Annotated in this window: 13 protein-coding genes and 2 pseudogenes; 3 read left to right on the top strand and 12 right to left on the bottom strand. The window is 58.4% G+C overall.

What is annotated here, in order from left to right:
- Positions 1-123: 123 nt before the first annotated feature.
- From yjiA to hpaH, 10 genes and pseudogenes are all read right to left on the bottom strand, one after another.
- Positions 124-1,077: a GTPase gene (gene yjiA, locus ACZ6J2_RS11500; RefSeq protein ID WP_471725766.1), complete on the bottom strand. Its 954-nt coding sequence runs from the start codon at positions 1,075-1,077 to the stop codon at positions 124-126.
- A 10-nt stretch (positions 1,078-1,087) separates the two neighbouring features.
- Positions 1,088-1,291, bottom strand: coding sequence for a YbdD/YjiX family protein (locus tag ACZ6J2_RS11495; protein WP_003856610.1), 204 nt, complete (start codon positions 1,289-1,291; stop codon positions 1,088-1,090).
- A 100-nt stretch (positions 1,292-1,391) separates the two neighbouring features.
- Positions 1,392-3,545, bottom strand: coding sequence for a carbon starvation CstA family protein (locus tag ACZ6J2_RS11490; RefSeq protein WP_023334384.1), 2,154 nt, complete (start codon positions 3,543-3,545; stop codon positions 1,392-1,394).
- A gap of 191 nt (positions 3,546-3,736) precedes the next feature.
- Complete coding sequence (locus tag ACZ6J2_RS11485) at positions 3,737-4,654, bottom strand: helix-turn-helix transcriptional regulator (protein WP_471725765.1); 918 nt, start codon at positions 4,652-4,654, stop codon at positions 3,737-3,739.
- Positions 4,655-4,833: 179 nt separating this feature from the next.
- On the bottom strand, positions 4,834-5,346 hold the full coding sequence (locus tag ACZ6J2_RS11480; RefSeq protein ID WP_471725764.1) for a 4-hydroxyphenylacetate 3-monooxygenase reductase subunit: 513 nt from the start codon (positions 5,344-5,346) through the stop codon (positions 4,834-4,836).
- Between the two features lie 17 nt (positions 5,347-5,363).
- Positions 5,364-6,926 (bottom strand): 4-hydroxyphenylacetate 3-monooxygenase, oxygenase component, encoded by a 1,563-nt coding sequence (gene hpaB / locus ACZ6J2_RS11475; RefSeq protein ID WP_471725763.1) that lies wholly within the window; start codon positions 6,924-6,926, stop codon positions 5,364-5,366.
- 177 nt (positions 6,927-7,103) lie between these two features.
- Positions 7,104-8,024, bottom strand: a complete 921-nt coding sequence (gene hpaA / locus ACZ6J2_RS11470) for a 4-hydroxyphenylacetate catabolism regulatory protein HpaA (RefSeq protein WP_471725762.1) — start codon at positions 8,022-8,024, stop codon at positions 7,104-7,106.
- Positions 7,996-9,347 (bottom strand): annotated as a pseudogene (hpaX, locus tag ACZ6J2_RS11465) (4-hydroxyphenylacetate permease). Before hpaX ends, hpaA begins: the two are co-directional and overlap by 29 nt.
- 21 nt (positions 9,348-9,368) lie before the next feature.
- A complete protein-coding gene (gene hpaI / locus ACZ6J2_RS11460) occupies positions 9,369-10,166 on the bottom strand; it encodes a 4-hydroxy-2-oxoheptanedioate aldolase (protein ID WP_471725761.1) in 798 nt (265 codons plus the stop codon).
- A 9-nt stretch (positions 10,167-10,175) separates the two neighbouring features.
- Positions 10,176-10,979: a 2-oxo-hept-4-ene-1,7-dioate hydratase gene (hpaH, locus tag ACZ6J2_RS11455; RefSeq protein WP_471725760.1), complete on the bottom strand. Its 804-nt coding sequence runs from the start codon at positions 10,977-10,979 to the stop codon at positions 10,176-10,178.
- Between the two features lie 23 nt (positions 10,980-11,002).
- Here hpaH and ACZ6J2_RS11450 point away from each other — a divergent pair.
- A pseudogene (locus tag ACZ6J2_RS11450) lies at positions 11,003-12,043 on the top strand (dihydrolipoyl dehydrogenase family protein); the annotation flags it as partial.
- 53 nt (positions 12,044-12,096) lie between these two features.
- On the opposite strand, the gene ACZ6J2_RS11445 reads toward ACZ6J2_RS11450, so the two are convergent.
- Together ACZ6J2_RS11445 and ACZ6J2_RS11440 are read right to left on the bottom strand one after the other, a co-directional pair.
- Entirely contained in the window at positions 12,097-12,888 is a 792-nt protein-coding gene (locus ACZ6J2_RS11445; RefSeq protein ID WP_471725843.1) for a DUF2950 family protein, read from the bottom strand.
- Positions 12,889-12,898: 10 nt separating this feature from the next.
- Positions 12,899-14,455: a DUF3300 domain-containing protein gene (locus ACZ6J2_RS11440; protein WP_471725759.1), complete on the bottom strand. Its 1,557-nt coding sequence runs from the start codon at positions 14,453-14,455 to the stop codon at positions 12,899-12,901.
- 399 nt (positions 14,456-14,854) lie between these two features.
- On the opposite strand from ACZ6J2_RS11440, the gene acnB reads away from it, so the two are divergent.
- Positions 14,855-17,452: a bifunctional aconitate hydratase 2/2-methylisocitrate dehydratase gene (gene acnB / locus ACZ6J2_RS11435; protein ID WP_471725758.1), complete on the top strand. Its 2,598-nt coding sequence runs from the start codon at positions 14,855-14,857 to the stop codon at positions 17,450-17,452.
- A gap of 190 nt (positions 17,453-17,642) precedes the next feature.
- Positions 17,643-18,005, top strand: a complete 363-nt coding sequence (yacL, locus tag ACZ6J2_RS11430; protein ID WP_023310423.1) for a protein YacL — start codon at positions 17,643-17,645, stop codon at positions 18,003-18,005.
- Positions 18,006-18,029 lie beyond the last annotated feature (24 nt).

Genomic DNA, 18,029 nt, shown 5'->3' with positions numbered 1-18,029 from the left:
ATTTACAGCCGGACCAGGGCATCGCTGTGAGCCACTAATTTTTCTGAAGCAACATTCATCGCTTCAGGTTAAAAAATTACCGGGGATCCCTCAGCCCCACAGGGGAGAGGAGATGCATAGCGGTTATTTCTTCAGCCCTGCAAACGCCGCCCGAATCTCTTCTTCCGGGAGTTGGATACCGATAAACACCATCACGCTGTGCGGCGCTTCATCGCCCCAGGGTCTGTCCCAGTCTGCGCTGTACAGGCGCTGTACGCCCTGGAACAGCAGGCGGTTCGGCTCGCCGTCAATCCACAGCATCCCTTTATAGCGCAGCAGCTTGTCGGCAAACGACAGCAGCAGGTTTTCCATCACCCGCGAAACCTCGCTGATGTCCACCGGGTAGTCCAGCTCGACCACAATCGACGCCACGTCGTTTTGCTTATCTCCCATAAAGTGGAAGCGCGGTTTCGCGGTGACGTTCTCTTCCAGCATAAAGCCGTTGGTGTTGAACAGCTGAGACAGATCGATGTCGCCATGCGTCACCGTGTAAACCGGCGCGCGGGAGTTAATGCGGGTCAGGCGCTCGCGCAGTTTTTCGCTTTCGCCCGCCACATCGGTTTTGGTCAGCAGGATGCGGTCGGCGTAGCCCACCTGAGACTGGGCGATGGTGAACTGGTTCATCTGCTCGTCGGCGTGAACCGCGTCGACCAGGGCAATCACGCCGTCCAGCATGTAGCGCTGGCAGAGGATTTCGTGAGAGAAAAAGGTCTGAATAATCGGGCCGGGGTCGGCCATGCCGGTGCACTCGATCACCAGGCGGTCAAAGTCGATCTCGCCGCGATCGCGGCTGTCGAGCAGGTCCAGCAGGGCGTCTTCTAATTCGTTAGAGCGGGTGCAGCAGATGCAGCCGTTGGTCAGGGTTTTGATCTGGGTGGCGCGATCGCCGATCAATTGATCGTCAACGGAGACCTCGCCGAACTCGTTTTCGATGACGGCGATTTTGAAGCCGTGCTGTTCGTTCAGGATGTGGCGCAGCAGGGTGGTTTTACCGGCGCCGAGGAAACCGGTCAGCAGGGTAACGGCAATCGGGGTCATGGTCTCTCCTTTAGCAGCAGCGGACGCCGCCTTCTCCACTTCCGCCGTAGCGCGCTTCCTGGCGCTCGCGGAAGAATTCGGTGTAGGTCATGTACGGCTTATCCGGATGGTTGGTCTTCATATGCTCAACGTAGTTGTCATAGTCCGGAATGCCAATCAGCATTTTCGCCGCCTGACCGAGGTATTTTTTTGCTTCGCCTAAGTTACCAAACATTGTGGGTTCCAGACAGAAAAAGCCCGGCGATGTGAGTCCGCTGGGCTTATGTTCCCCTCACCCCAGCCCTCTCCCAAAGGGAGAGGGGGAGGATTGCGGATTAATGATGTGAAGAGGTCTTCACGCCGCCTTCCGGCACCGGCACGTACGGAGTTTCTTTATCCGTACGGCCGTCGGCGTTGCGCACGTTCAGCCAGGTTTTGATGCCGTAGAAGATGATGCTGTACACCACCACCAGGAACAGAATGCTCAGACCCGCGTTGGTGTAGTTGTTCACCACGATATGGTTCATGTTGGCAATCTGCTGCGCGGTCAGGTCCGCGCCGCCTGCGGCAATCTTCTCTTTGTACTGGTTAGCCATGAAGAAGAAGCCTTCCAGCTGCGGGTTGGCGCTGAACAGCTTCAGGCCAAGCGCCCAGGTGGTGCAGAGCAGCAGCCACAGCGCAGGAACCACGGTGACCCAGATGTATTTGGTACGCTTCATCTTCACGAGGACCACGGTACCGAGCACCAGAGCAACGGCTGCCAGCATCTGGTTAGAGATACCGAACAGCGGCCACAGGCTCTTCACGCCGCCGAGCGGGTCGACAACGCCCTGATACAGCAGGTAGCCCCACAGGCCGACGCAGCCGGCAGTACCCAGAATACCCGCCACCAGAGAGTCGGTTTTCTTCAGGAACGGCACGAAGTTACCGAGTAAATCTTGCAGCATGAAGCGGCCCGCACGGGTACCGGCGTCCAGCGCGGTCAGGATGAACAGCGCTTCGAACAGAATACCGAAGTGGTACCAGAAGCCCATGTCCGCCCACGGCAGCACCTTGTGGAACACGTGTGCGATACCGACGGCAAGCGTAGGTGCACCGCCTGCGCGGTTCAGCACGGACGGTTCGCCGATGTCCTTCGCGGTCTGCATGATCTGCTCAGGCGAAATCACGAAGCCCCAGGAGCTGACGGTCGCCGCGGCGTGTGCGCTTGCGTCCTTCAGCTGCGCCATAATCAGCGCCGCGTTATCGCCGCCCATCTCGTGCAGGTTTGGCATGGTAATGCCGAGGCCAGCAGGCGGGGTGTTCATCGCGAAGTAGAGACCCGGTTCGATGATGGAGGCTGCAACCAGCGCCATGATCGCCACGAAGGACTCCATCAGCATCGCGCCGTAGCCGATCAGACGCGCGTCTTTCTCGTTCGCCAGCAGCTTAGGCGTGGTACCGGAGGCAATCAGGGCATGGAAGCCGGAGACCGCACCGCAGGCGATGGTGATGAACAGGAACGGGAACAGGGCGCCTTTCCACAGCGGGCCGGTACCGTCGATGTACTGCGTGACCGCAGGCATTTTCAGGTCCGGGTTAATCACCAGGATACCGATCGCCAGACCGACGATAACGCCGATTTTGAGGAAGGTCGCCAGGTAGTCACGCGGTGCCAGAATCAGCCAGACCGGCAGCAGCGCGGAGATAAACGCATAGCCAATCAGCGCGAAGGTAATGGTGGTGTCTTTGAAGGTCAGCGCCGGGCCCCAGTAAGGGTCGTGCGCAATCACGCCGCCGAAGTAGATGGAGGCCACCAGCAGCACGATACCAATCACCGACACTTCGCCCACGCGTCCCGGACGCAGGAAGCGCATGTAGATACCCATGAACAGCGCAATCGGCACGGTTGAGCAGACGGTGAAGACGCCCCACGGACTTTCGGCCAGCGCTTTCACCACGATCAGGGCCAGCACCGCGAGGATGATGATCATAATCAGGAAGCAGCCGAACAGGGCGATAGTCCCCGGCACGCGGCCCATCTCTTCTTTGACCATCTCACCCAGAGAGGCCCCGTTACGGCGAGAAGAGATAAACAGCACCATAAAGTCCTGCACCGCACCCGCTAGCACCACGCCGGCAAGCAGCCACAGGGTACCCGGCAGGTAGCCCATCTGCGCGGCCAGCACCGGGCCGACCAGCGGGCCTGCGCCCGCGATAGCGGCAAAGTGGTGACCAAACAGCACGTAGCGGTTGGTTGGCACGTAGTTCAGGCCGTCATTGTTAATGACCGCCGGGGTGGCGCGCGTCGGGTCGAGCTTCATGACCTTCTGCGCGATGTACAAGCTGTAGTAGCGATAAGCAACAAGATAGACGGAAACCGACGCGACCACGATCCACAGGGCGCTTACGTGTTCGCCCCGGCGTAATGCGACAACCGCCAGACAAAAAGCGCCGAGGATCCCGAGTAAGGCCCAGGGCACGTGCTTCAGTAGTTTTTTAGTATCCATAGTAAGACCTGGTTTTTTATGTAAAGAAAAAAGGGTCAGGGTTCGTTGTGGGGAGGTATTGATTAATGCTGGAGCGATCTTGCCAGATCCTCGCGCGTGTAAAGGACGGTAAATGAATGAGTGGTTGAAAGTGCCGGGTGAGCGGTCAAAGGGGGCGACGAGCGGTTCCGGCTCGCCGCCAGGGGGCGAAATTATGTGATTGAGATCACTTGATTATTCGGGTTACGCTCCACCGCCAGATAGTTCTCCAGCGTTCTAATCAGTTTTTCCTTCAGCCAGTTCGGTTCCAGAATCTGAATATGGGGCAGCCAGTAGAACAGCAGCGGCAGGATCTGGTTCTCGTGCGCCGCCTGGCAGCGCAGCGTGACGCCGCCCTGTTGCTCCTCCAGCAGCTCCTGTTCCGGCAGAAGATCGCGGCGCAGGAAGTAATGTGAAATATTATCTTTGATAAATATTTTCACTGCGAAAGTATTTTCAGACACCCAGGGATCGAGGCTTTTCTCCAGCAGCTCAAGGACATTTTCCTCGGGCGTGAAGGACGTTTTTTGAATATCGAACCAGCTAATCTGGCTCAATGAGAAGGATTTCAGGCGGCTATTTTCGGTGGCTTGTAAATACCATATATTTTTTTTGTTAATGAGTTTATAGGGATTAATCAGACGGGCTTTTCCCTTATAAACGATCTGACAAACATTATGGTTTTTAATCGATTTCTCGATTTTCGTTAAATGACGGCGAATATCACGTTCTACCGTGTGTTCTGCCTCATTGCCAAGAATAAGAATATGGTTTTCGTCAACGCGCGTTTCGAGCTTCTGCCAGAATTCCGTATTTCTTTCAGGGAAAAAGCTGTCAGCATTCAGGAAGTTAGCAAGGGTGTGGTGTAAGCCTTGTCCGCCGGGCGATTGCGCAGAATGGATCAGTCGATATAGCCCGTTACCGGTATGTTCAACAATAGGAGAGAGGGCATTTAAATCCCGGTAGACGGTACGCTCGGTAATTTTAAATTTTTCCATTAGCGCACTGCGGTTTACCACACCGTTTAAATGTAGCTCAACCAGAATATCGACCAGACGTTCAGCCGAGCGGCTCCGCGTCGTTTTAGCCATAAGGTCATCCTGTATATTTAGGTATGCGCTGAATGATGCGGATGCACTGACAAAGGGTGTCAGTATTCAGTCACAGAAAATTTCTCTTATGGTTATATAACGGCGTGATTTAGCGGAAACCTTAGGAGTTTTTGTAGAAAGCGGCGCTGGCCGAAGAAAAAGGCCAGCGCGAGGGGGGATCAGACGGCGGCTTCCGCCTCCAGCATGACCGGGTGGAAACGGCGCTTGAAGTAGATCAGGCCGTGTCCCGCGTCACTCAGGATGATATTTTTAATTTCGACAAGGTAGACAAGATGCGTGCCGATGGTTTGCACCTGGCTAATCTCGCCCTCAAGGCTGGCCAGCGCGCCCTTGAGCACCGGCTGCGCCAGCGGCCCTTTCTGCCAGCAGGAGAGGGTAAAGCGTTCCTCCATCGTCATACCGGTCATCCCCGCAAAATGGCGAGCCATGATCTCCTGTTCGTGGTTCAGTACGTTAACGCACAGCCTGCAGTTGCCCTGAAATACCGGATTCATGGCGCTGTTGGCGTTGATGCACACCATAACCGACGGCGGGGTGTCCGTGACCGAACAGACGGCGGTGGCGGTAATGCCGCAGCGGCCCGCCTCGCCCTCGGTGGTGACCACATTAACCGCAGCCGACAGGCTACTCATTGCGTCGCGAAAACGCAGGCGTTGTTCATCTGAATGCATTGCAACCTCCCGCTGCGCTATTTCAGCAGCTTGTCGAGCATGTTGATATCGCTGTTGTTGTGCAGGTGTGGCACCGTCCAGCCGTGCTGGTCGTACTCGGACATGCAGCGGTCAACCATCGCCATCATCTTGTCCATGTTGCCGGAGCTCTGCGCCTGGCGCAGACACTGCAGGCGGATCTCATCCTGGCTGCCAGAGTAGTTGATTTCGTACAGCTCGTGACGGCCGCCAAACTCGCTGCCGATGGCGTCCCACATCAGCTTCAAAATCTTTATGCGTTCGACGTGATCCATGCCGTTGGAGCCGCGCACGTACTTCGCCAGATACTGGTCGATCTGCGGGTTGTTCAGATCCCGGGCGCTGGACGGCAGGTAGATCAGCCCGGACGTCACGTTACGCTCGATGATGTTCTTGATCTTGGCGTAGGCCATCGGCGCCATCACGCGGTAGGTTTGCAGCGCGGCGTGATCCGGCAGATACGCGCCGTTGACCCACGGGGTGGCTTCGGAGCACATGGAGTCGCTCAGCGCCCAGAACATGTTGCGCCAGGCCACCACTTCGCCGAGATCCGCCTGCACGCCGCGGAACTCCAGGGTACCGGTGCACTCCAGGGATTTCTTCAGCAGGGCGGTGATGAAGTCGAGCTTCACCGCCAGACGCACGCAGGCCTGCAGCGGGTACATCCGCGCAAAGCCGCCTTCCATCGTCCAGCGACGGCAGCGGTCGAAATCGCGGTAGATCAGCACGTTTTCCCACGGGATCAGCACGTGATCCATCACCAGGATCGCGTCGTTCTCGTCGAAGCGGCTGGAGAGCGGGTAGTCGTACGGGGATCCGGTTGCGCCTGCCACCATCTCGTAAGAGGCGCGGGAGATCAGCTTCACGCCTTCGGCATCCATCGGCGCGACGAACATCAGCGCGAAGTCCGGGTTTTCGCCCATCACCTGCGCGGAGCCGAAGCCGATCATGTTGTAGTGGGTCAGCGCCGAGTTGGTTGCCACCACCTTCGCGCCGCTGACGATAATCCCGGCGTCGGTCTCTTTCTCCAGCTTGATGTAGACGTCTTTCACCTCGTCCGCCGGCTTGTGGCGGTCGATCGGCGGGTTAACGATGGCGTGGTTGAAGTACAGGCCGGTTTCCTGAATGCGCGTGTACCAGTTACGGGCGTTCTGTTCGAACTGGCCGTAGAAGGCCGGATTGGCGCCGAGCGCGCAGCCGAACGCGGCTTTGTAGTCCGGCGTGCGGCCCATCCAGCCGTAGCTCAGGCGCGACCACTCGGCGATGGCGTCACGCTGCTGGCGCAGGTCGTCGGCGCTTTTCGCCATGCGGAAGAACTTGTGGGTGTAGCCGCCGCTGCCGGTATCGGTGCCCCAGCAGAGCGTGTCCTGCATCTCCGGCTTGTGCAGCGCGTCGTACATCTGTGCGATGGAGGCCGCCGCGTTGCGAAACGCCGGATGGGTGGTGACGTCTTTGACGCGCTCGCCGTAGATATAAATCTCACGGCCGTCCTGCAGGCTTTTTAAATACTCTTCGCCGGTTAACGGACGTTTGGCATCAGCGCGGAAATCTTCAGGCTTCATAGGGACCTCGTATCGGAATAATGTTGTTAAATTTATGTTTTGTTTTTGTTGTTTAATTGAAGCCTGAGAGGGGCGTAACGTGAAGGGACGATTAGGACAACGACGGGTACTTTTCGCGAGAGATCGCAGAGTGTGATTTCCCTCACCCTAACCCTCTCCCAAAGGGAGAGGGGACGGTTACTCCCTCTCCCTTTGGGAGAGGGGAACAGGCGACACCGGTACTTTCTGCGCCCGATACGCGCTCGGCGAACACCCCACTAAGCGGTTAAAAAAACGGGCAAAATAGGCCGGATCCTTAAACCCCAGCTGCCAGGCAATCTCGCTGACCGCGCTGTCGGAGAAGAGCAGCAAGCGTCTGGCCTCCCGCAGCTGGCGGTCGAAGATCAGCCGCTTCGGCGGGCGGTTGGCGAAGCGGCGGCAGATATCGGTCAGGCGGGATTCGGTCAGGTGCAGCTCGCTGGCGTATTCCGGCACCGTCCAGTGCTGGTGGTAGTGGGCATCTATCAGCTGGGTAAAGCGCTGGAACAGCTTCAGCTCGCCGCGCATGCCGCCCGAAGCGTGGTCGTCGAGCTTCGCGTTGCGCAGCAGCAGAGTAAACACCGCCTGCGCCAGCAGGACCAGAGTATGTTCGCGCCCCGGCAGCTGTTCCGTGGATTCCCGGGCAATGAGCTGCCAGTAGTGCTTCAGCGCCGCCAGCTCGTCCGGCCTGTCGGCCAGCGAGAGGCAGATCCCCGGCAGGCCAAACGCTTCACGCGTGCCGGGGTAGAGCACCTCCAGCAGCGGCCAGATCAGATCCTCGCGCACCGTCAGCACGTGTCCGTCGCTGTCGGATTCGGTGATAAACGCGTGCGGCACCGACGGCGGCGTGAGGACGAACAGCGGGGCCTGCACCGAGTAGCGATGATCGTCGAGCTGAAGCTCAATCTGCCCGGTATCGAGAAAGTGCATCTGAAAATACTGGTCGTGACGGTGCGCCTGCATGTCGCGGCCAAAAAAGGCCGCCATGCGGGCAAACGACTGGTAGTGCACGTCGTCGGTGCCCAGACTTTCGTCGTACTCCTTGCTGATATCAATGTTGGCGATAGGGCTCTGGCACATGATCGTTCCTCTGTTGATCCCGCTGCGTCATCGGAATGCGCGTCAGCACCAGCGCGCCGACCACCAGCAGCCCGGCCACAAACCACAGTCCGGAACTGAAGCTGCCGGTCGCGTCACGCAGAATGCCGATCAGCAGCGGGCTGACGGCGGATCCGACGTTGCCGATCGCGTTGATCACCGCCAGCGCCACCGCGCGGGACTGCAGGCTAATCACCCGATCCGGCGTGGTCCAGAATATCGCCATGGCGGTAAAGGATCCGGTTGAGGCCATGATGATGCCAAGCAGCTGGATCAGGCTGTGATCGGTGGCCGAGGCCAGCATCCATCCCGCCGCGGCGAACAGGTACGGCAGGATGGTGTGCTTTTTTCGCTCTTTCAGCCTGTCGGAGCGTCGGCTCCACCAGATCATCCCGAGAATGGTGCAAAACTGCGGGATCGCCGCCAGCAGGCCGATGACGATATTGCTGCTCCCCGTGTTGAAGCTTTGCAGGATCTGCGGCGTCCAGATGTTGATGGCGCTGAGCGTGTTGGTCAGGCAGAAGTAGGCCAGCGTGTAGAGCAGCACCGCCGGGGTCAGCACTTCGCGCAGCGTCGATCGCGGCGTGACGGACTGGGCAATGGCGACCTCCTGCTCGCGGGCGATCATCATTTCAGCGCCTGCTTTTCGTCGTCGTCGAGCCAGGTGGCCCGATCCGGCGTGTCGTTGAGGTAAAACCAGGTCACCACGCCGAGCACCACCGACGGCAGCCCCTCCAGCAGGAACAGCCACTGCCAGCCCTTCAGGTTCCACAGCCCGTCCATCGCCAGAATGTAGCCGGAGAGGATCGAGCCGAGCATCATGGTCACCGGCATGGCGATCATAAACAGCGCGTTGGCGCGGGCGCGGTGATACGCCGGGAACCACCATGTCAGGTAGACCAGGATCCCCGGCAGGAAGCCCGCTTCGGCAATGCCCACCAGCATGCGCAGGACGTAGAGCGTTTCAGGGCTGGTGGCAAACATGGTGCAGGTCGAGGCGATGCCCCACACCACCATGATCCCGGCGATCCAGCGCCGCGCGCCGATCTTCGCCAGCATGATGTTGCTCGGGATGCCGCACAGCACGTAGGTGACGTAAAACAGCGTCGCGGCCAGGCCAAACATGGTCGACGTCAGGCCCAGATCTTTGCCCATCGTCAGTCCGGCAAAGCCGATGTTGATGCGATCGAGAAACGAAAAGACAAACAGGATAAAGAGAAAGACGATCAGGCGTCGGAACAGCTTGTTAATGACGCGATGTTCAACAGCTTTATTATCATGGGTTTGCAGGGTAGAGGTCGTCATGGTGCGCTCCAGATCTTACGTTTAGTAGACGGATTTATTGTTATTAACTGACGTAACCGGTTGTTCGATAAAGCGTGCCGCCAGCGCTTCCGCGCCGCGGGCGAGCAGGGTGGTGTCGACGCCGACGGCGACAAACCGGGCACCAAGCTCGAGGTAGCGTTTCGCCAGCTGTTCGTTCGCCATCAGGATGCCGGGCGCTTTACCGGCGCTAAGGATCTGCGCGATCGCCTGCTCGATGGCGGCCTGCACCTCCGGGTGCTGCGGGTTGCCGGCAAAGCCCATGTCGGCGCTCAGATCCGCCGGGCCGATAAACACGCCGTCGACGCCGTCCACGTCGAGGATCTGCGGCAGGTTTTTTAGCGCCTCGCGGGTTTCAATCTGCACCAGCACGCACATGGCGTCGTTGGCCTGCTGCAGGTAATCCGGGATGCGGTTCCAGCGCGAGGCGCGCGCAAGGGCGCTGCCGACGCCGCGAATGCCCGCAGGCGGGTAGCGGGTGGCACGCACCGCCAGCCGCGCTTCGTCGGCGTTTTGCACCATCGGCACCAGCAGGGTTTGCGCGCCCACGTCCAGCAGCTGTTTGATCTGCACCGGGTCGTTCCACGACGGGCGCACTACCGGCTGGCTGGGATAGGGCGCGATGGCCTGTAACTGGGCTAAGACGGTTTGCACATTATTCGGCGCGTGCTCGCCGTCGATCAGCAGCCAGTCGAAGCCTGCCCCCGCCAGCAGCTCGGCGCTGTAGCTGCTGGTGAGCCCCAGCCATAAGCCAATTTGCGGGCGGCCTGCCTGCAGCGCCGCTTTGAATGCGTTTTGCATGGTCCTCTCCTAAACAAAGCGGCAGCTGATGGAGCCCATGTTGCCGTAGTCGACGTGGAAGGTGTCGCCTCTGCTGGCGGGCACCGGGCGGGTAAACGAGCCGCCGAGGATGATTTGCCCCGGCTCAAGCTGCACGTCGTACGTTGCCAGCTTGTTCGCCAGCCACGCTACGCCGTTCGCCGGGTGGTTAAGCACGCCTGCGGCGACGCCGGTCTCTTCGATCACGCCGTTGCGGTAGAGCAGGGCGGAGATCCAGCGCAGATCCAGCTCGTCGGGCTTAATCGGGCGGCCGCCGAGGATCACCCCCGCGTTGGCGGCGTTATCGGAGATGGTGTCGAACACCTTGCGCGGGCGCTGGGTTTCCGGGTCAACGTTGTGGCAGCGGGCGTCGATCAGCTCCAGCGCGGGGATCACGTAGTCCGTGGCGTTGTAGACGTCGAAGATGGTGCAGTTCGGTCCGCGCAGCGGTTTCGCCAGCACGAAGGCCAGCTCCACTTCGATGCGCGGAACGATAAAGCGATCGACGGGAATGTCGCTGCCGTCGTGGAAAAACATGTCGTCCAGCAGCGCGCCATAGTCAGGCTCGCTAATCTGCGAGCTGGCCTGCATCGCTTTGGAGGTCAGGCCGATCTTATGGCCCTTCAGCACGCGGCCTTCGGCGATTTTCAGGCTGACCCATTCGCGCTGAACGGCGTAGGCGTCTTCAATGGTGATCTCCGGGTAGTCCAGCGAGATCGCGCGGATCTGCTCCCGCGTTTGTTCCGCCTGATGCAGGCGGTGGGCGATCAGGGTATGGGTGTGTTTGTCGAGCATGGCGATATCCTGTTTTATGTTTTGGCGAAAACGGCAAAACCGTGATCAACTTCGACAACGCGATCATCGCGGCAGGCTCTCGCCCAATCGAACTGCCATTCATTCCGCATGAAGATCCACGCGTGTGGGATTCCACCGATGCGCTGGAGCTGAAAACCGTTCCTAAGCGTCTGCTGGTCATGGGCGGCGGTATCATCGGTCTGGAAATGGGTACCGTGTACCATGCGCTGGGTTCAGAGATCGACGTGGTTGAAATGTTCGACCAGGTTATCCCGGCTGCCGACAAAGACATCGTTAAAGTCTTCACCAAACGCATCAGCAAGAAATTCAACCTGATGCTGGAAACCAAAGTGACTGCCGTTGAAGCGAAAGAAGACGGTATTTACGTTTCCATGGAAGGCAAAAAAGCCCCATCCGAACCACAGCGTTACGACGCCGTGCTGGTGGCTATCGGCCGTGTGCCGAACGGTAAAAACCTCGACGCGGGCAAAGCTGGCGTGGAAGTGGACGACCGTGGCTTTATCCGCGTTGACAAACAGCTGCGCACTAACGTGCCGCACATCTTTGCTATCGGCGATATCGTCGGTCAGCCAATGCTGGCGCACAAAGGTGTTCACGAAGGTCACGTTGCCGCTGAAGTTATCGCCGGCATGAAGCACTACTTCGATCCGAAAGTCATTCCATCTATCGCGTACACCGAGCCAGAAGTGGCATGGGTGGGTCTGACTGAGAAAGAAGCGAAAGAGAAAGGCATCAGCTACGAAACCGCCACCTTCCCATGGGCTGCTTCTGGCCGTGCTATCGCTTCCGACTGCGCAGACGGTATGACCAAACTGATCTTCGACAAAGAAACTCACCGCGTCATCGGTGGTGCGATTGTCGGTACCAACGGCGGCGAGCTGCTGGGTGAAATCGGTCTGGCTATCGAAATGGGCTGTGACGCTGAAGACATCGCGCTGACCATCCACGCTCACCCGACTCTGCACGAGTCCGTGGGCCTGGCGGCAGAAGTGTTTGAAGGCAGCATCACCGACCTGCCAAACGCGAAAGCGAAGAAGAAATAAGTTTCTTCAGATGAAAAAAAGCGGCCAATGGCCGCTTTTTTTATGCGCTGCGTTTAGGGGACCACAGGCTGCCAGGTTTTATCAGGGCTATAGGCGGCTAGCGCCCGGGCTTTCTGCTCTGAATCGCTGCCGAGATCGGACTGGTACACCTTGTCGTCCTGGTTTATCACAAAGCTCATGACGCCCGTCTGACCGTAGCTGACCGGCCAGGCAACCATCGCGAAACCGTGATTATCCGGCAGGATGCGGAAGCGATAGCCGTGATAGCCGGTACCCGGCTCTTTCGGGCTAAATGCCGGGCCGAGCGGGCTGGGCGCTTCGCCGGGCGAGGCTGGCCAGTACAAACCGTCTTTTTTGCCTTTCGAGCTGACAATCTTTTGTGCGTATTTCTGGTTCATCGCAAAATAGCTTTGCTGCGCATCAACATAGGCATGTAAGGCTTCAATGGCGGCGAGCTCGTTACGCCCGATTTCACGGGTCAGGATCTCTTCTGCCCCTTCTTTGATGTCGAACTGCCAGCCTGCCGAGGTTTTGATCACCGGGATGGGAAGCTGCCAGCCGCTGTCTCCGACAACCAGATGCGCCGTATCCCCTTCGACAACCGTGGTATGACGGACGTTCCAGTCGCGCAGGAAGCGATCGACAGCATCCGGATCAACGCCCTCAGGCGGCAGAAAATCGCGCCAGTTCTCTCCGAGCAGGTTGGTCATCGCGCTCTCATTTTGCTCACTGATGGCTTTGGTCAGCGCATCGGTTGCCTGGGCGGGTGTGCTAAAAGACTGCTGCGCCATCACCGGGGCCGAAAGCATGAATAACACCATTCCGCTGAGTAGTTTACTTTTCATGTCGGTTCCCTTAGCGATGTCGAATTTCACGGCGTTCAGCACGTCCACCAGACGCCTGACGTGGCTGCTGCTGGCGCGCAGCGAGCTGTCTGCTTTGCGCACCGCGCTGCTGCTGCGCCTGCCAGTTCGCCGAGCGGCTGTCGTTACCGCTCAGCGCATTGGCCCGGGGCTGGCTGCTTCGCTGCTGGAGCGTGCGCTGCTGCGCGGGCTGCGAAACCCGCTTCTCTTGTCTCTGGGCGGTGGTCTGGCGATTTTCTCGCTGCTGCGCGGTGCTCCGCTTCGCCGTCTGCGGTTTGGTGTCGTAGCCGCGGTAGTTATTGCGCTGCGAAATCTGCTTCAGCTGTTCGCCTGAGGCCTGACGCTGCACGTCTTTCGTTCCGGTGCGCGCCGTTTGGGGGAAGGTTTTGCCCGTGGATTTCTCCATCTGGCTCAGCGCGGCCTGACGCTGGCTATCGCGGTTAACCGGTTTTTGCTGCGTTGAGCTGAGCCCTGTGGCCGCGTTGGTGGCGTGGAAGCGAGTGTTGAGCTGGTTAGTCGGGTAGGGCACGCCTTCCCGATAGGCCGGGTTGTGCTGCCAGGTGCGGTTGGCGTCCGTCAGGCGCTGTCCGCTGATTTTATTGAAGTTCTCAACGTTGATATTGATATTGTTATCACCGTTGCGGTTATAGCCGCCGTGATTATCCCAGTCGCCATGGTGATGATCCCAGTCATCATCATCATCCCAGTCGATGCTGCTGAAGATGGCATAGGTTGTGGCGACGCCCAGGCTGAAGCCTAAACCGTTTACGAAGCTGCTGCCAAACTGCTCCCCGGGCGTAGGCGGCAGATAGGTGGGCGGATAGGCGGCGTTTGGCCAGGTCCCGTAAACCGTATTGGGGTTATAGGTGGGGACGTAAACAACCTGCGGGTCGGCAGATTCAATTTTGATTACCGTTGGAGCTGGCGCGGCCGTCGTGGCTGTCGTTGCCTCGGTGGGGCTGGTTTTCGCTGGCGCCGGTTTTGTCACGGTGGTGACCGTCTGCTGAGGCGTGGATTGTAAAGCGCCGGTCTTCTGCGCCAGCGTGCGCAGGCGCTGAACGGAATCCATCACGTCCTTCGGCTGCGCGAGAAACGCATCACCCAGATTTTGTACCCACGGCGGGTTTTCACCCATCAGGGACATAAGCTGAGGAAACGCGACCAGCGATTTTACGCTGGGATCCCAGGGCTGGCTGGCAACGGCCTGAATCGCGGCGTCCCCTTCCATTTTAGGGTTGTCTTTGGACCACTGCGCCGCCTGGATCACGTTGGCCGGATAGGTCGACGCCATTAAAATTTGCGACAGCAGGGCATCCGGGTAGAGCGCGATGGGAGCAACCCATTGATCGATTTGCGCGGCAGTGTAGGCTGGCGCGACAACAGGTGCGGGCTGGGCTGCGGCAGGCGCAGGTGCAGCCGGTTGCTGTGCGACGGGGGCCGGCGCGGCGGGCTCCGTGGCGCGACCTTTGACAAACATGACGCCCGAGGCGGCAAACAGCCCGGCACTGCACACAAGGACGAGCAGATGTGGCTTAAAGGGCAACTTCATAAAATGACTCCAACGAGACAAGCGCTGTGCCGTGAGGCGTTACGGTTGGCGTGAGTATTATTCACCCGTCTTTTACTGTTTTGACTTTTATTGGGAAGCGTCCGGGACGTCCGGATAAAGAGTGTGAGTATTTATTACACAATTATATCTGATGAAGAAAAAACTGAAGCGTCACGGTGCAGAAGATACCGCAAAAAGATGCCCTGAATCCCCGCTACACCATGCTTAACGATTCAGCAAATTTTTTAATGTTGCTTTTTTGTAAACGGATTAACACTGTGCAGAAATCCTGCTATGCTGCCCGACGCGGTATCGGGCATTTACCCTACAAACTGCTGTCTCACAGGAGCGTGAAGAGAACGCCCGCCGCATATGACAATGAGAGCGAGGAGAACCGTCGTGCTAGAAGAATACCGTAAGCACGTAGCAGAACGTGCCGCCGAGGGAATTGTACCCAAACCTTTAGATGCAACCCAAATGGCCGCGCTCGTCGAGCTGCTGAAGAACCCGCCTAAGGGCGAAGAAGAATTCCTGTTAGATCTGCTGATCAACCGCGTACCGCCTGGCGTAGATGAAGCTGCCTACGTAAAAGCCGGATTCCTTGCTGCTATCGCCAAAGGCGAAGCCACCTCCCCACTGGTTACTCCTGAAAAAGCCATTGAACTGCTCGGCACCATGCAGGGTGGTTACAACATTCATCCGCTGATTGACGCGCTGGATAACGACAAGCTGGCACCGATTGCCGCTAAAGCGCTCTCTTCCACGCTGCTGATGTTCGATAACTTCTACGACGTAGAAGAAAAAGCCAAAGCAGGCAACGTCTATGCGAAGCAGGTGATGCAGTCCTGGGCTGATGCCGAATGGTTCCTGAACCGCCCAGCGCTGGCTGAAAAAATCACCGTTACCGTCTTTAAAGTGACTGGTGAAACCAACACCGATGACCTCTCTCCGGCACCGGACGCGTGGTCTCGCCCGGATATCCCTCTGCACGCCCTGGCGATGCTGAAAAACGCCCGTGAAGGTATTGAGCCGGATCAGCCGGGCAGCGTCGGCCCGATCAAACAGATTGAAGCCCTGCAGAAAAAAGGGTTCCCGCTGGCCTATGTGGGTGACGTTGTGGGTACCGGTTCTTCCCGTAAGTCCGCAACCAACTCCGTGCTGTGGTTCATGGGCGACGACATTCCGCACGTGCCGAACAAGCGCGGCGGCGGCCTGTGCCTCGGCGGCAAAATTGCGCCAATCTTCTTCAACACCATGGAAGATGCGGGCGCCCTGCCGATCGAAGTGGACGTTTCTAACCTGAACATGGGCGACGTGATTGACGTTTACCCGTACAAAGGCGAAGTGCGCAACCACGAGACCAACGAGCTGCTGGCAAGCTTCGAGCTGAAAACCGACGTGCTGATCGACGAAGTGCGCGCCGGTGGCCGTATCCCGCTGATCATTGGTCGTGCTCTGACTACCAAAGCGCGTGAAGCGCTGGGTCTGCCGCACTCTGACGTTTTCCGTCAGGCGAAAGACGTTGCTGAAAGCAACCGCGGCTACTCGCTGGCGCAGAAAATGGTGGGGCGCGCGTGCGGCGTAGCCGGTATTCGTCCTGGCGCGTACTGCGAGCCGAAGATGACCTCCGTAGGCTCTCAGGACACCACCGGTCCAATGACCCGTGACGAACTGAAAGACCTGGCGTGCCTGGGCTTCTCTTCTGATCTGGTGATGCAGTCCTTCTGCCACACGGCGGCCTATCCGAAGCCGGTTGACGTGACCACGCACCACACGCTGCCAGACTTCATCATGAACCGCGGCGGCGTTTCCCTGCGTCCGGGTGACGGCGTAATCCACTCCTGGCTGAACCGCATGCTGCTGCCGGATACCGTCGGTACCGGCGGTGACTCCCATACCCGTTTCCCAATCGGTATCTCTTTCCCGGCGGGCTCCGGTCTGGTGGCGTTTGCTGCTGCGACTGGCGTGATGCCGCTGGATATGCCGGAATCGGTGCTGGTGCGCTTCAAAGGTAAAATGCAGCCGGGTATCACCCTGCGCGACCTGGTTCACGCGATCCCGCTGTATGCGATTAAACAGGGCCTGCTGACCGTTGAGAAGAAAGGGAAGAAAAACATCTTCTCTGGCCGCATTCTGGAAATTGAAGGTCTGCCGGATCTGAAAGTGGAGCAGGCGTTCGAGCTGACCGATGCTTCCGCCGAGCGTTCTGCGGCGGGCTGTACCATCAAGCTGAACAAAGAGCCGATTATTGAGTATCTGACCTCCAACATCGTGCTGCTGAAGTGGATGATTGCAGAAGGCTACGGCGACCGTCGTACGCTGGAGCGTCGTATCCAGGGCATGGAAAAATGGCTGGCCGATCCGCAGCTGCTGGAAGCCGATGCTGACGCAGAGTACGCGGCGGTGATCGACATCGATCTGGCGGATATCAAAGAGCCAATCCTGTGTGCACCGAACGATCCTGACGACGCGCGTCCGCTGTCTGAGGTTCAGGGCGAGAAGATCGACGAAGTGTTCATCGGATCCTGTATGACCAACATCGGTCACTTCCGTGCTGCCGGTAAACTGCTGGATACCCACAAAGGCCAGCTGCCAACCCGTCTGTGGGTGGCGCCGCCAACCCGTATGGACGCGGCTCAGCTGACCGAAGAGGGCTACTACAGCGTGTTTGGTAAGAGCGGTGCGCGTATCGAAATCCCTGGCTGTTCCCTGTGCATGGGCAACCAGGCGCGCGTAGCTGACGGTGCGACGGTGGTCTCCACCTCTACCCGTAACTTCCCGAACCGTTTAGGTACCGGTGCGAACGTCTTCCTGGCCTCTGCGGAGCTGGCGGCGGTTGCGGCGCTGATTGGCAAACTGCCAACGCCGGAAGAGTACCAGACCTTTGTGGCTCAGGTGGATAAGACGGCGGTGGATACCTATCGCTATCTGAACTTCGACCAGCTTTCTCAGTACACCGAGAAGGCCGACGGGGTTATCTTCCAGACGGCGGTATAAACAGCAAAACCGTCTCTACGAGACGGTTTTTAGTGTTTGCACCCTCTCCCGTGGGAGAGGGACGGGGTGAGGGCACCAGGCCGCAGGGTCTTGCTCTCACCTTTTTATTTTCATTCCTCCCACCTCTCCCGCTTTTTTTCTTCCTCACTGCTGCGATAATTACCGTAATGGCTTTGCAGAGGAAAACACTATGGATTACGAATTTCTGCGCGACATCACCGGAGTGGTGAAAGTGCGTATGTCGATGGGCCACGAAGCCGTTGGACACTGGTTTAACGAAGAGGTGAAAGAAAATCTCGCACTTCTTGATGAGGTTGAACAGGCGGCAAATACGGTGAAAGGCAGTGAACGATCCTGGCAGCGCGCCGGGCATGAATATACGCTGTGGATGGACGGTGAAGAGGTCATGGTGCGTGCCAACCAGCTTGAGTTTTCAGGTGACGAGATGGAAGAGGGGATGAGCTACTATGACGAAGAAAGCCTGTCGATGTGCGGCGTAGAGGATTTCCTTCAGGTGGTAAATGCCTACCGCGACTTTATGAAACAGAAATAACAGCCCGGAGCATCCCTGCTCCGG

It is taken from the genome of Enterobacter sp. E14S (assembly GCF_055666685.1).
This window is presented reverse-complemented; position numbering and strand designations above follow the sequence as displayed.